The sequence below is a fragment of the Luteimonas sp. RC10 genome (assembly GCF_014192745.1).
In the GTDB taxonomy this organism is placed as follows: Bacteria; Pseudomonadota; Gammaproteobacteria; order Xanthomonadales; family Xanthomonadaceae; genus Luteimonas.
The window spans coordinates 72,657-86,539 of record NZ_JACHYJ010000007.1 but is presented as its reverse complement, the minus strand read 5'-3'; the positions used below and the strand labels follow the sequence as shown (position 1 = coordinate 86,539).

Genomic DNA, 13,883 nt, shown 5'->3' with positions numbered 1-13,883 from the left:
TTGTTTACTTCGAGGGTGCTCTGATATCAGTCGCAAAGTCTCCCGTCGATACATACTCTGACTTTGGTGGCGTGTTGGGGTCTTCATGGGAGGCTGTACAGGAACTGATTTCCGGAAAGCCACTGGTTGAATGGAGCGCGCTGCTATGGAGGCAGAGGGTGTTAATTAGGGAAATAGTTTGTATGGCAGAAGGATTGCAGGGTTGGGCGTTCAAGGGTCTGGGTCTGGATGATTTCAATGATCCCGATTGGGATGAAGTCCGAAAGTTAGCGGAAGAATATTTTGATTTTATAGAGCAGCACAATGGCGCTGGATAGGGTCTACTACACGATATCTCTCAGGGTTTGGCATCCGAGCATGAAGTTTCAATCCATCGCCAAGTCTATTTCTCTGGCGCCAGTCATCGGATACAGCGCGGGTGAGATCAGGACGACTCCGAAGGGGCAGGTTCTCCCGGGTGTGAACCCTGCTACTTTCTGCGTCTTCGAGTTGATAGAGCGCGATGTTGGGTTTTTCACGGATGGGGTCGAGCAGTTGCTGCCACTTCTGGCGAGGCATCGTGAATTGCTCAGTTCGATTGCGGCGACTGGTGGTTCTTCGGAGTTGTATGTCGGCGTGTTCGTGGACAAATCGGAAACGACAGGATTCAGCGTGCAGGCCGATACGATGGCCGCCCTTGCCGAGCTCAGTATCCAGTTGTCAGTGGAAATATACTTGGAGCGCACGGATGACTAAGTATGCTGACCACTCCGGTCGTTGCGTAAAGTGATCCCACGATCTCGGGCATTCTGTTGGCGCCGCGAGCTATCGCGCGATTATGGGTGTTGCCACTGCCCTTGCGACCGGGCCTGAGATTGCTGCCGTACGAGCCGCGCTGCGCAGGTCGCGCAAGAAGGAGCGTGTCTTCACCCGTGCGTCGCTCTGGGAACAGTGCCCTAAGGGAAGATGGTCTGGTCAGTGGCAGCGATGTCCAGGACTTTCAGCGGATTGGCGAGCGATCAAGGCAGGAAGGGGAGGCAGGACCGGTATGGAGCGGGCTGTGAGTGCAGACGAGTCGATTCGCGCGGCTACGCGGGCTCTTCAAGCAGGAGAGATCAAGCTGTGCCTAAGTCTTCTGGATGCTGTGTTAGGGGAGCGCAACGGCTCTCATGAGGCGGCAGCCCATTTTATGAAGGGCCTCGCTTTTGAGTATGGAGGCGATGATGTCGAGGTTGACCTTAGCAAAGCGGCGCGGCACTACCGCCATGTTGTTCATCTCGTCGGGGATGAAGATTCCGCGCCGTTGCTTTACTTGGCTCGCGTGCTATTGAAGATGGGGGGTGTTCCCAATGGGGCGTCGGCATTGAAGGCGATCAGTGCGGCAAGTGAGATCAAGTGGTCTCCCGAGGTTGACCTGGCCTTTGCCGAGTATCATGAATCTGTTAATAAAGATTACCATGCGGCTGTTGGAAGTTATCTTCGTGCAGCGTTGCGCGGCAGGTTCTCTGGATTCTTTGGTGCTTCGCGCGTGATGAGGGTCCAAGGTCATGTGGTTCGCGCCGCTTTTATCGATGTGGTAAGGGTGATGCTCGGTCCGTTCATATTCCTATTGATTGGCCGAAATGCGAGAAGATCGTTCTGGTCCTGAATGACGGCGTCGGTGTGATTGCTGATTCGCTACTGATCGACCAGCATGCGTGGCGAGAGGTTGATCGAACAAGCAGTAAGGGGTGAGCATGAAGATCCGAGAAGAATCTAAGATCCAAGTGCGCGAACGGTTCTACGGCGTTGGAGCTGTTGGGCTACTGCGGTTGCTCGGGTGCGGCAGGAGGATAGCTATGTCAGCGATGGTTGATGCGCGCGAAGAGTTATCGGCGGACGATATCTTTGCCATCTACTACAAGAAAAGTGGGCTAGAAATAGTATTAGTGATCGAGCTGTTAGAGCACGCTGCTCAGGAGCTCGGCTTGCCGGTTAGGAAGCTGAGGCCTCAGGATCGTTTTTCTGTTGAGCTTGCGCCTCGTCGCGGCAATGAGTTGGATTCCGGCTGCGGGATTCTTTTGTGCGAGCTCGGCCGTCTTGCAAAGAAGCGTGGGCGAACTATCCAGGGGGAAATTGAATCGATTGATGACTATCTGAGGGCAATGGCTCCTGTCTATTACGCTGACCGGAGCGCGTAAATTTAGAGGTTCAACTGCTCTTTAGTCTCTCCGCCGTTGTGGGGTGATTGTCGCTTTGCGGCAGGAAGATGGATCACTGGTTTGGGGGGCGCTGATTCATGGGGGTGTGAGGTCGAAGCCCGATGAAACCTGGCCCATTCGGGAGGTGGGACTGTCTTAGGGCGGCGTAGTCCGAAGTGCATATGGAGATCGGATGGTGCCTCTTGCTCCTGTCGATGAAATCGGAACTGTGGCGAATTATGCGCCCTCGTATGAGGGTGCGACGGCTTCCCTGATAGCAAGTCAAGGAGGGTTTGTGATTTCTCGACGTCGAGAAATAGTATTCATCGTTCTGCTATGGGCAGTGATGTCGTGCACAAGTATTGCTCGTGCTGCTGATAATGGTTCCATCGTGAACGTCGCCAAGGCAGCTGCTATTGCTTATGCGCGATTTGAGGTCGATCTTGAAAGGGGGTATTCGGAGCATCCGATCTCCGAAGACACGATCGAGCTTTTAGTGTTCTCTCGCAATCCAGGCAACTATGACATGGGCGTAAGTCAGACGAATGAGCTGTATGTTGTCGTTTTCTTGCCGAGGCGTGTCCCGCCCTTCGAGAATGTGACTGGCGGCGGCGGGGAGTATCGAATCAGGAAGAGTGATTTATCTGTAATGAGTTCGATGGGATACAGGTGAACCGAACTTTGTCCAGCAAGTGGTATGATGTTGTCCTGCGGTGGATGTAATGTGCAGGTGCTACTAACGTATATGCTGTTCCGAATCTTGCAGGTAGCACGATGATGAGAGTCATACTTTTATTTCTTGCCGGACTCATAGCTACCTATCTGCTCTCGTGCTCTTCGGCGTCTAGGCGCAGCTTACGTGCGTTTGAAACGATTAGTTTGGGCAATGACCGTCATGCGGTTCTCCGGGCGTTAGGAGGCCCTGATGTGGTCGAGGGACCGGAAAAGCTGTTCGCACACTATGCCTCAAAGCCTTGCGGCGGCATTTGCAAAGAGCGTCTATGGTTTGAGAACAGGCTGAGCTTTGGGATTGAAGCTTGGTCAGTCGAGCTTGGTGAGGATGGCAAGGTGGTGCATAAGGCCCATTGGCATTCGCCCTAGGCGCTAATGGTCCGCTAAGTGCTCCTGCCTCAGCCCTACGGCTCCAGCACCCAATCGTTATGCCCCGGGTGGTAGGTCGGGTGCTCCTTCATGTAGGCCTTCACTTCATCCATGGCGTCAGCTTCTCGCTTGAAGTCCGCCTTGCGCTGGTCTGGGTCGAGGAAGGTGACGTAGGTGGGTGCGCCACGGTTCTCTCCCGTTCCTGCTTGAAGTGTGCGAACTCGTCGCGGTGGAGGTCGAAGATCCGGCGGTCTTCCTGCGCCTGACGGCCGCCCCAGTCGGGCTCTTGAGCGCCCGGGCGTTCTTGACATGGTCGTTGTGCAGGTTGTCCAGTTCGCCCAGCATCGTGCGTACGTAGTTGTATTCGATGTTCCAGTCCGGCTTCGTTACGCTGTCGTCGGCCATTGCGTTGAGTCAGCCGTGCTGTTTGTTGGCGGTCTTCTCGACTTCGGCGAGCCGATGAACATCGGGGCCCGTCCAGACTCCGTGCTGGGCGAAAGGGCTTCATGCGATGTTTCCGCTACGAGCCTTTGCAGCCTATTGACATCGATACCTACGAGGTGCAGTTTCCTTGCTCGCACGCGGCGCGATGCAGGGGGCATCCGCTGGTTGTGCCAGGGAGTGGTGCATGCGCAGGAAGGGCGGGCCGGTGCGGATCGGCAGTGGGAAGACGCGGCAGCTTGTGGCGGCGACGTTGGTCGCTCTTGCGCTTGCACCCGGTTTGGCCTCTGCGATCAGCACGCTGGGGACCGTCAAGGTCTCGGAGGAGGTCAGCGCGCCCACGCCGATGGAAACCGTACGCGTTACGGCGCCTCGTGGGAGCAGCGGCGGCGGGATCGTGAACTTCGACGCGGTCCGGGTCATCGGCGTTCGCGGGGGCGGCCGGATTCCGACGCTGGGAGTCGTCAGCGCGATCCGGCCCAATCTCGGCGATCTAGGCGCGCCCAGCCAGAGCCGCGACCCGGAGATGCCATGCGATCAGACCACCGGCGCGGCGATGACGGCCGGCAATCCGGTCGTCTTCTCCACCGGCAACAAGGTCGAGTTCGAGACGGACTTCGCGGCCGATGTCGAGATGGGCCTGTCGCTCACGCGCACCTATAACCATTACTGGACCGGGACCGGGATCTTTGGCCGACACTGGCTGAGCAACTTCGACTACTCGCTCGCGTCGGCGGAGCCCGGCCCCAACGCGGCCAATATTTGGCTGCAGCGTCCCGATGGGCGCAGCATCAAGTTCCAGCGGACCGCCTTGGGGCGTTGGGAAGAGGCCAAGGCGCAGGCCATCGCCTACGTCACGTTGTCGGGCAACGTCTACACGCACAACAGCGAAGACGGGCTGGTCGAGCAGTACAACGCCAACGGCTATATCACGCGCCTGGCCAGCCGGCAGGGCGTGGCGTGGACCTTCAGCTACAGCAACAATTACTTGCAGCGGGTCACCCATACTTCGGGGCGCTATGTCCAGTTCACCTGGACCAATGGGCAGCTGACGAAGGTGACCGATCCGGGGGGCAATGCCTATACCTTCACCTACACGGCGAATGCGCTCGGCAGTGGCCGGCATCGGCTGGCGACGGCGAACCCGCCGGGTACGCCCGGCACGACGGTCCAGTATCACTACGAGGATGCGCGCTTTCCGGGTGGTTTGACCGGTAAGTCGTTCAACGGCTTGCGCTATTCCAACTTTGCCTACGATGCGAATGGGCGCGCCACGCTGAGCGAGCACGCCGGCGGTGTCGAGCGCTACACCTTTGCCTACGAACTCAACCCGTCCACATCCCCGGCCCCCCCACCGCCGCCGCCGCCGCCGGCAGGTGGCAGCTGCGATCCGAACACGGGCCGCTGCACGCATCCGCTCTCGATCGGCGACCGTCTGCGCACGGCCGCCGTGGCGCCGATGGCGGTGGCCGCGAGCGCGCCGACCGGCACCATCCGACGCACCGTGGTGACCAATCCGCTGGGCAAACAGACCAGCTACGAGTTCGAGAACGGCAGGCTGATCGCGACCATCGGGCTCGCATCGGCGCACTGCGCGGCGGCCAGCAAGGCGATTGTCTACGATGCCAACGGTTACCCGTCGATTGCCGAGGACTTCAACGGCAACAAGACGTACACGACCTACAACGCCAAGGCGCAGCTGCTGGAGCTGCGCGAGGCGGTCGGCACCCCAGTCGAGCGGACCACGACCTACGCCTGGAGCTCGACAAATCGGATGACCCGGCAGACGCTGCCGGGGCAGGTCGAAACCACGTGGACCTACGACAGCAAGGACCGGCTGACGTCGGTCGCTGCGAAGAATCTCAGCGCGAACGGCGTGGCCGGGCAGGCGCGCAAGACCACCTTTGCGTACACCGTACACGGCAATGGCATGCTGGCATCGACGACCGTCGACGGGCCGATTGCTGGTACCGCCGACCAGGTGGTCAGCCGCTACGACGCAACGGGGGCGCTGACCGCCCAGGAAAGCAGCATCGGCGCTGTGACCTTCGCCGACCACAACGCACTTGGGCAACCTGGCAAGGTCACCGGCTTGAATGGTGACGTGGCGGAGTTTGCATACGACGCGCGCGGCCGGCTGGTCCGGGCCCGCCGTTTCCCGACTGGCACCGCTGCCGATACCACATATCGATATCTGTCCAGCGGACTGCTGGGTGCGGTTACACGACCCGATGGCCAGGTGCGGACTTACGCCTACGACGCCGCGAGGCGCCTGGTGGCCGAGTCCGAGCCGGAAGATGGCGGCAGCCACGCGGTAATCGAGTACACCCTTGACCCAATGTCGTTGGTAACGCAGACGGTCGTGCGCAGCGGCCTGCAGCCCGCGCCGCCGGACAGCACCATTCGGGGCGTGATCGATGGCGTGGCCGGCAGCGAGAGCGCGGGCTATGTGGTTCGGGGCTGGGCCTGCGCGTCGTACTACGATGCACCGATCCCGGTACACATGTATCTGGGTGGCCCCGCGGGGGCGGGGATCGGCTTCAGCGGATACATCGCCGATCTGCCCAGTGACCCTGGCGTGGCTGAGGCCTGCGAGTCGCAGGGAACTGCGCACCGGTTCAATATCCCGATCACCACAGCGATGCGCCAGCAGCACGGCGGCAAGACGATCTACGTCCATGGCATTTCGCCGGTTGGCGGCAATAACCTGACGATCGCGGCCTCTGGCAGCTTCCGGATTCCGGCGATCCAGAGCACGAATCCGCCTCCCAATCCGCCGCCGGGCGGGGGTGGGTGGTGCAATCCCAATACGGGCATCTGCCAACAGCCGGTGGGGATCGAGATCGATATCGTGTCTGGCCCGCAGACATCTGTAGGTGCGCTGTCGTCCACTGACGGTATCGCCTACCGTCGGATCGTCGATTACGACGAACTCGGCCGCGTGCGTGGGGTGCGAGGTAACAATGGCCAGCTGACGACCTACACCTACGATCTCAACGGCAGCGTTCTCACCGAGAAGAACGCCTACAACCATGTCACAACGCATCACTATGATGCGCTGAACCGCTTGGTCAGAACGGTCAATGCACTGGGCTATTCGACGTACTACGAGTACAACGCGCTCGATCTGCCGACCAAGGTTACCGACCCGCGCGGAAACGCCACGAGTTACGTGATCGATGGTTTCGGCCAAGTGCTGAAGCAGACCAGCCCCGACACTGGCGTCACGACGTTCCAGTTCAATGCGGCAGGCCTGAACACCCGGATGACGCGCAATGACGGCAGCTGGTTGACCTACACCTACGACGGGCTGGGTCGGCTGACCGGGGCGACCAGTGGGAGTGACACACTTGCGTACGGGTACGACTGGTGTGGTAACGGCAAGGGCCGGCTGTGCAACGCCGACTCTCCGACGAGCACCCGCCACTTCGGCTATACCCCTGAGGGCGCCATCGCCATCACACGCGATGTAACGCCGTCCTCGGATGATTGGACGCACTACGCATACGATGCGGTCGGTCGTCTGGGCGGCATCAGCTACGCCAGTGGCACATCGGTCGGTTACGGCTACCACCGCGGCAGGCTGGCTGTGATCCAGGCCACGATCAACGGTGTCACCCGCACGGTCGCCGATCAGTTCAAGTACTCGCCAACAGGGGCGATGACGCGAATGATGTACGGCAACGCCACTGTGAAGGATCGCGAGTACGACCTGGACGGCCGTTTGACGATCACGCACGACCACGGATGGCTTGGTCACACGTACGGCTACAACGCCCTTGACGAAGTCACCTCGATCCAGAACTGGTCTCGAACGCAGTACAACCAGAACTTCGGCTATGACCCCTTGTCGCGGTTGACCAGTATCGCCTCGCCCGTGGGAAACCAGAGCTTTACGTTCGATGCCAACGGCAATCGGACGCTTCATCAGTGGGATCATGGCGAGGGCTACCAGGTCGCAAGCAACAGCAATCGGATGACGGTGGCAGCGAACCAGACGTTGGTTTACGACGGCCGGGGAAATCGAGCGAGACAGCAATTCGTAGGCTCGACAACCATCTATGACTACGATGGCTTCAACCGGCTCGTGTCGGTGCAGCGAGACGTGGCAGCCTCCTACACCAACCCCAACTATGCCGATATCCATCTGCCGGCCGGTACTACGACATATGCGATCAATGCGCTTGGCCAAAGGACAGCCAAGAGTGGGCCGCTGGGCAGCGCCCGGTTCGTGTACGGTGGACAAAACACGCTGATGTCAGAGGTGACGGGTGGGCAGTGGACCGATCACATCTGGATGGGCAGCGAGCCGATCGGGTTCGTGCGCGGTGGGCAGCTGTACTTCACGCATGCGGATCGGCTAGGGCGCCCGGAGATAGTGACCGACACGAGCGGTCGACATCGCTGGTACGCCGCAAATTATGCCTATGATCGCGCCGTGCTCGGCAGCACGATCGGCGACTACAACTTGGGATTCCCCGGGCAGTACTACGATGCGGAGACCGGCTTCTGGTACAACGGCTTCCGCGACTACGACGGACGTACCGGGACGTACTTGCAGAGCGATCCCATTGGCCTGAACGGAGGGATGAATACGTATTCCTACGTGCAAGGAAACCCGAACTCGTTCGTCGATCCTCTGGGTTTGGTAGGGTGGAGTGGAACAATAACTATTGGTAGTGGCGGTCGCGGAGGAGCTGGTGCGGCCATGGGAATAGCAAGTCTGACGTCCGAGTGCGTGAATGGCCAGATGGTGTCGGCGAAAGTGGCTCTTGGCGGCGCCGGTGTCGCGATTGGCTCTCCGGTCGCTCTTACGGTCTCGCAAGTCACCTTGACCGGTGGAAACATTATGTATCCAGACGCTTCAGATCTTGAGGGGGAGTTCTATATGGCAGGAGCGAGCTTTGCTGTGGGTGGTGGGGCTTCTGCCATAAATCTACGTATTGGCTCTGTCGCAAGTGCCGGGGTTGGTGGGCAAGCAGGATGGGACGCGTCGATGTCGCTTCTGTATGGTGGAGCCAAGATTATGGGGGCGCCGGTTTCGAGTGAGTGTGGGTGCGGCAGGTGATGTTTTGGATATCAATGTTGTGTGTGTTTCTTCTTCTTGTCATGATGGTGACAAGAGAGGCTGCAGTTTTTCGTCTTCGGGTGCGAAGACGTCGTGATTGGGAGCGGTTTGGCAGCCCTGAGTTCTTGGAGAGAGATGTCTTCCTGAAGAAGTTTCCCTATCTCGGCTGGACTGACGTGTACAGGACATCAGGCGTACTTGATCGATTTGTGCTTGTCGTATTCCTGATCTCTCATTTGCTGTTTGTGATGTTCGCTTTGATCTCGCTTGTGATGTTTGTTCGAGCAGGTGGATTTAGTTAGGGTTATGCGCAGCAATCCAGAATTCTTGATGGCGGCGGTCGCCAGGACTTCTTGTTCCGGGTAGATATCGATTCTGAGAATCATTGGCTCGGTAGAGGGGCAGCAAGCTTCCGCACGGTCATCTCGCGCTGCGATCCCACTGGACTTCGGCATGGTCATGCCTCCCGATCTCGATCGAGAGGCGGGGACCATAAATCTGAGCGCACGCAGCAGATCTATTGCCGCTGACTAGCTCCAACTAGCCCTGGATGCTGGGAGCCGGGCGCGCGATCAGTCTGATAGCGGCTTGGCATCAGGGGTCCAGCACCCAATCGTTATGCCCCGGGTGATAGGTCGGATGCTCCTTCATGTAGGCCTTTACCTCATCCATGGCGTCGGCTTCGCGCTTGAAGTCCGCCTTGCGCTTGTCGGGGTCGAGGAAGGTGACGTAAGTCGGTGCGCCACGGTTCTTCTCCCACTCCTGCTTGAAGTGCGCGAACTCGTCGCGGTGGAAGTCGAAGATGCTGCGGTCCTCCGGCGCCTGGCGGCCACCCCAGTCGGCACTCTTGAGCGCCCGGGCGTTCTTGACGTGGTCGTTGTGCAGGTTGTCGAACTCGCCCAGCGTGGTGCGCGCGTAGTCGTATTTGACGTTCCAGTCCGACTGCATGACGCCGTCGTCGGCCAGTGCGTTGAACCAGTCGTGCTGTTCGTTCGCGGTCTTCTTGGCCTTGGCGTTGCCGGTGAACACCGAGACCAGTTCGGAGACGGCGGTCAGCACGAAGCCCACCGGGCCTGCGCCGCGTGCGATCGCGCCGGCGATGCGCTGGCCAGCCACCGCGGCGCCTTCGCCGCCGGCGGCGGCCAGGAACCGGTTCACGCCCGGCCGTAGCTGGCCGTCCTTGGTCAGATCGCCGACGATGCCGGTGAGCGCATCGGCCGAGCCGGAGATGACGCCGAGCACGCCGGCGGCCCGGTCGGCCTCGGAGTCGGCATCGCCCAGGCCCATGCCGCCGGTGACGACGCCGAGCATGCCGGTCGCGTGGCCGTTGAGCTTGGAGGCGACCTTCATCGTCGCGTCCACGCGTCGGTCGAACTTGCTGTCGCTGGCGTCGCCCAGTCGGTCCTTCAGGCCGTTGGCGATCTTGTCCTGGTCCGGGACGGCGAGCTTGCCGGGGCCGTGCGGTGCGTCGGCGACCGCGTCACGGTAGGCGCGGGTGGCCTGGTTGGTGTGGACGCTGTCCAGGCCCAGGCGCTTGGTGTCCTCGCTGCGCATGCCGAGCAGGTCGGTCGCCGAGCCGTCGAGGGTCGATGCCACGTTCTTGAGCAGGGTGGGCCCGCTTTCGAGCGATGCGGCCATGCCCAGCACGCCACCAACGGTGCCGAGGATTTCCTCCGGCGTTTCGCCCAAGCCGTCGCTCACCAGCGAGCGGATCGTCTGGGTCATGCCGATGGCGCCGGTGATCGCGGGCAGCAGGCCGTTCGATGACAGCTCGCCGACCAGGCTGCGCATATCGGCCTGGGCGCGCTTGTCGCTGGCGAACATGGTGTCGGAGAAGACCTGGTCGATGTCGTCGTGCCCGCCGTTGCGCATGCCGTCGAGCAGCTTGGAGAAGTCCTGTTTGACGGTCTTGTCGGCCTTCAGCACGCTGTCGAGCTTGTCCGCCATGTCGAAGGGCAGCTTGGCCTTGTCGATGCCGTTCTTGATCGCGCCCAGGCCCGCATCCACGGCGTCGACGCGTGCCTCCGACGTCACGAGCTCGGGATCGGCGAATACGGTGTCGATTTCGCCCGCCAGCGCATTGAGCGCGAAGGTCTGGCCGGCCTCGCCGGCGCGTTCGGGGTCGATCAGTGCCAGTTGCGAGAGCGCGTCCTCGACATCGGCTTTTGCCAACGGGCGTTCGCTCGCCTTGAGCTGGTTGGCTTCCTTCACGTAATCGGCGCTGCCGACGACCTTCTCCAGACGGTCGGCCAGCTTGTTGCGCTCGTCTTCGGGCACCTTGCCGACCGCCTCGGTGAGCTTGGACTGGTAGAGCTCGGCCACTTGTTCGTTGCGCATCGCGGCATCGAGTTCGCGGTTGACCGCGCGCTCGTCGAAGATCTCCTGCATGTCCGCCTGTTCGAGCCGGACGAGATTCTCGGTGCGGGTCCGGGTGCTCTTGAACGCGCCGCTGATGCGGTCCTCGTAGACCGGATGGATCGGCCGCCCGTTGGTCACCGCGCTGCGCGCTTCGACCAGGCGCAGGAACTGGGCCTGGGCACTGCCGTCGTAGAGGTCGCTGCGCCCTTTGATCTCGTCGATCGTGAGCTTCATCGCCGCCTCGCCGACGCTGAGCTTTTCGCCGTCCTGTTCGACATCGGTCTTCAGGGCGAACAGGTCGGTGTCCTTGGCCGCGGGCAGGCGCGCGTTCTCGCGGGTCTGGTCGACAGTGCCCTGGCCGTCGTCGAGATACTTGCGCTCGGCCAGCGCGTGCAGGTCGGGGGCGTCCGACGGGCCGACCGCGAGCTTGTCGCCGCCCTTGGTCTCCACGCGCAGCCAGCCGTCTTCGAATTCACCGGGATACGAGACCCGCTTGATGTCGTCGTAGACCACGTCCTCCTTGGCGCCGGCCACCTTGTAGCCGTCCTCGGTCACGGACTTCGGGGCGGGTTTGTCTTTGTCTTTGTCGTCACCGGCTGGCGGTGTGCGTGCGCGCTCGTCGGCCTTGCCGGTATCGATGAACTCCGAGGCGCGGCTCTCGTCGATGTGACCGTCGGCATAGCCGCGCTCGACGCTGTCGACGACGCGCTTGCGATCCTTATCGTCGATGCGGCCCTCGTCGACCAGCTTGTCGAGACGGTCGCTCTGCAGCCAGGAACCGAGCGCGCCCTTGTCGCGCTCGAACACCACGCCCATGAACCGGCCGCGGTCGTTGTCGTCCAGGCCGCTGAGGAAGCGCTCGTCGGTGGCCAGCGCGGCGAGGCGCTTGTCGTAGTCGTCCTTTCGGGCGCGGCGCTCGCCGACATCGTGCAGCGACTTGTGCAGGTCGACGAGGTCGTCCTTGCTCGGGGCGTCCGATGGCCGGTCGCTCGCCTTGTCCACTTTCGCGGTGTCGATGAACTCGGACGCCTTGTCCTGCTCCACGTGCTGATCGGCGTAGCCGCGCTCGACGGCGTCGACCACCCGCTGCCGGTCGCTTTCGCCGAGCCGGCCGTCGTCGACCAGCTTGTCGAGCCGGTCGCTCTGCAGCCAGGATTTCAGCGCGCCCGTGTCGCGGTCCAGGATCGCGCCCATGAAGCGCCCGCGGTCCTCTTGGCTGAGCGTGGGCAGGAACTCGGAGGCCAGCGCCTGCAGGCGGCGGTCGTAGTCGTCCTTCTTGCCGCTGCGCTCGCCCACATCGTGCAGCGCTTTGGCCAGTTCGGTGAGCTCGGCGCGGCTGGGCGAGGTGTAGTCGGCGGGGACGCTGGAGGTGTCGGAGACGCGGGCTCCGTTGATGCCATCGATCGCCATCGGTTCGCTCCCTGGCTGGAATGGGCAACGCGCCCATCGGGGCGCGTGCACCATTGTCCAGAGGCGTGCGTGGCGCGCGAGCTAGGGGCGCCCCTTAACCCAGAGGTCTTAGTTCGCCACACGCGTCACATTCAGTCTCCCGGACGCCGTCCCAAGGCCGATGTCCGGCGCAGGACGGCGAAGCCGGCCAGGCTGACCGTGGGCATGACCAGACCGTACGCCACCAGCGGCCAGGGCGTCGCGCCATTGAACATCAGCACCGACAGGGTCCCCACGCCGCTGACGATCAGGCTCTGGATGGCGTAGTACAGCGCGACGGCGGTGCCGGCCGCATCCGCGAAATCGGCAAGCGCGCCATTCGCGGTGACGGACACGACCATCACGATGCCCACGCACATCAGCCACATCGGCATGACGAAGGTGACGAAGCTGGGTGCAGTGCATGCGGACAGTGCGGCCAGCACCATCGCGCCGGCGGTCAGGGTGCCGCTTCCCCGCACAAAGCAGCCCTGGATGCCCCAGCGCTTGACGCAGTGCGGGATGACGCGCGTGGTGAGGATCATCGCCAGTGCCGCAGAGGCGAAGGCCAGACTGAAAGCCATCTGGCCCCACCCAGCACCGTCCATCAGCACACGGGGCGCGATGGAGAAGAACACGAAGAAGCTGCCCATCGCGGTGCCAAAGCCGATCGTGTAGACCCAGAAGGCCCCGTTACGCAGGATCGATGCAAGGCGCGGCTCCTGCTTCGATGCGGGCCTGGGGAGTGTTTCGTGCCAGCGCGGCCATGCGCGGACGAGCGCGAGTACAGCGATCACGCCCAGCAGGGCGAAGATCGCCCGCCAGCCCAGGGTCAGCGCCACCACCGCGCCCAGGATCGGGCCCAACGCCGGCACGAACGACAGGATCGCGCTGAACAACCCGTAGATCGTCGTGCTCTCGGGCCGGTCGGCATACACGTCGCGCACGGTGGCGAACGTGCCGACGAGCGCGGCGGAGGCGCCCAGGGCCTGGATCACGCGCAGCACAAGAAACTGGCCGCCACTGCTGGTGATGGCCAGCAGCAAGGAGGCCAGCGCAAAGACGCCTGAACCGCCCAGCACGACGGGGCGTCGCCCGATCCGGTCCGAGAGTGGGCCGAACAGGAGCTGGCCCAGGCCGAGGATCAGCATGTAGGCGCTGAGCGTGAGTTGGATGATCGTCGGCGAGGTGGCCAGCGCGGCCGGCATCTGCGGGACCACCGGCAGATACACATCCATCGCCAGTGAGGCGAGCAGATCGAAGGGGACCATCAACAGCAATGTCGATGGCAGGGAGTAGGCCCAGGGTTGGGCATTGTTTCCGGACAT

At 61.9% G+C, this 13,883-nt stretch carries 9 protein-coding genes; 6 read left to right on the top strand and 3 right to left on the bottom strand.

What is annotated here, in order from left to right:
* Positions 1–182: 182 nt before the first annotated feature.
* From FHW73_RS17495 to FHW73_RS13025, 6 genes are all read left to right on the top strand, one after another.
* The gene (locus tag FHW73_RS17495) at positions 183–317 is read left to right on the top strand and encodes a hypothetical protein (RefSeq protein ID WP_255492978.1); all 135 of its coding nucleotides are present in this window, start codon (positions 183–185) and stop codon (positions 315–317) included.
* Positions 318–357: 40 nt separating this feature from the next.
* Positions 358–735, top strand: a complete 378-nt coding sequence (locus tag FHW73_RS13045; RefSeq protein ID WP_183427181.1) for a DUF4279 domain-containing protein — start codon at positions 358–360, stop codon at positions 733–735.
* A gap of 304 nt (positions 736–1,039) precedes the next feature.
* Positions 1,040–1,627 (top strand): hypothetical protein, encoded by a 588-nt coding sequence (locus FHW73_RS13040; RefSeq protein WP_183427180.1) that lies wholly within the window; start codon positions 1,040–1,042, stop codon positions 1,625–1,627.
* Between the two features lie 82 nt (positions 1,628–1,709).
* Complete coding sequence (locus FHW73_RS13035; RefSeq protein WP_183427179.1) at positions 1,710–2,159, top strand: hypothetical protein; 450 nt, start codon at positions 1,710–1,712, stop codon at positions 2,157–2,159.
* A gap of 196 nt (positions 2,160–2,355) precedes the next feature.
* On the top strand, positions 2,356–2,832 hold the full coding sequence (locus FHW73_RS17370; protein WP_221187558.1) for a hypothetical protein: 477 nt from the start codon (positions 2,356–2,358) through the stop codon (positions 2,830–2,832).
* 1,056 nt (positions 2,833–3,888) lie between these two features.
* Positions 3,889–8,769: an RHS repeat-associated core domain-containing protein gene (locus tag FHW73_RS13025; RefSeq protein ID WP_183427177.1), complete on the top strand. Its 4,881-nt coding sequence runs from the start codon at positions 3,889–3,891 to the stop codon at positions 8,767–8,769.
* A gap of 188 nt (positions 8,770–8,957) precedes the next feature.
* Here the strand turns inward: FHW73_RS13025 and FHW73_RS13020 are convergent, their stop codons facing one another.
* From FHW73_RS13020 to cml, 3 genes are all read right to left on the bottom strand, one after another.
* Complete coding sequence (locus tag FHW73_RS13020; RefSeq protein ID WP_183427176.1) at positions 8,958–9,230, bottom strand: hypothetical protein; 273 nt, start codon at positions 9,228–9,230, stop codon at positions 8,958–8,960.
* A gap of 133 nt (positions 9,231–9,363) precedes the next feature.
* The gene (locus tag FHW73_RS13015) at positions 9,364–12,537 is read right to left on the bottom strand and encodes a hypothetical protein (protein WP_183427175.1); all 3,174 of its coding nucleotides are present in this window, start codon (positions 12,535–12,537) and stop codon (positions 9,364–9,366) included.
* A 131-nt stretch (positions 12,538–12,668) separates the two neighbouring features.
* Complete coding sequence (gene cml / locus FHW73_RS13010; protein WP_183427174.1) at positions 12,669–13,883, bottom strand: CmlA/FloR family chloramphenicol efflux MFS transporter; 1,215 nt, start codon at positions 13,881–13,883, stop codon at positions 12,669–12,671.

Bases quoted from the DNA above. Each gene is read 5' to 3' on its own strand.
- FHW73_RS13025 (WP_183427177.1), top strand. From the start codon at position 3,889: ATGCGCAGGAAGGGCGGGCCGGTGCGGATCGGCAGTGGGAAGACGCGG.
- FHW73_RS17495 (WP_255492978.1), top strand. From the start codon at position 183: ATGGCAGAAGGATTGCAGGGTTGGGCGTTCAAGGGTCTGGGTCTGGAT.
- cml (WP_183427174.1), bottom strand. From the start codon at position 13,883: ATGTCCGGAAACAATGCCCAACCCTGGGCCTACTCCCTGCCATCGACA.
- FHW73_RS13045 (WP_183427181.1), top strand. From the start codon at position 358: ATGAAGTTTCAATCCATCGCCAAGTCTATTTCTCTGGCGCCAGTCATC.
- FHW73_RS13015 (WP_183427175.1), bottom strand. From the start codon at position 12,537: ATGGCGATCGATGGCATCAACGGAGCCCGCGTCTCCGACACCTCCAGC.
- FHW73_RS13020 (WP_183427176.1), bottom strand. From the start codon at position 9,230: ATGACCATGCCGAAGTCCAGTGGGATCGCAGCGCGAGATGACCGTGCG.